Origin of the sequence: Streptomyces sp. NRRL F-6676 (assembly GCF_000725625.1) — a bacterium.
Lineage (GTDB): Bacteria > Actinomycetota > Actinomycetes > Streptomycetales > Streptomycetaceae > Streptomyces.
The window spans coordinates 1-330 of sequence record NZ_JOHS01000138.1 but is presented as its reverse complement, the minus strand read 5'-3'; the positions used below and the strand labels follow the sequence as shown (position 1 = coordinate 330).

At 71.5% G+C, this 330-nt stretch carries 1 protein-coding gene; it reads right to left on the bottom strand.

What is annotated here, in order from left to right; translation table 11 throughout:
* On the bottom strand, nt 1-327 hold a 327-nt coding region (locus IO29_RS31345), incomplete at its 3' end, for an IS5 family transposase (protein ID WP_234316403.1).
* Between the last annotated feature and the right edge of the window lie 3 nt (nt 328-330).

The following is a 330-nucleotide window of genomic DNA, read 5'->3' as shown; positions in this document are numbered from 1 at the left end:
CACCCGGCCGGATCGAGTGCCCCCTTTTCGGGCCCCGGCCGCGTGCTGGTGGGCACGCACGGTCGTCGAGTCCACGCACACGACCGTCCAGTCGACCGCACCGGCCGCGTCGCAATGCTGCTGGACATGGGCGAGGAGCCGGTCCCAGGTTCCATCGGCCGACCACCGGCGGAAGCGCTCGTAGACCGTCTTCCAGGGCCCGTACCTCTCCGGCAGATCCCTCCAGGCGGTGCCCGTGGACAGCTTCCACAGAATCCCGTTGACCACCTGGCGACGGTCACGCACCGGCCTGCCCATCCGCGGCGGCGCCAGCAACGGCCCGATCACCGC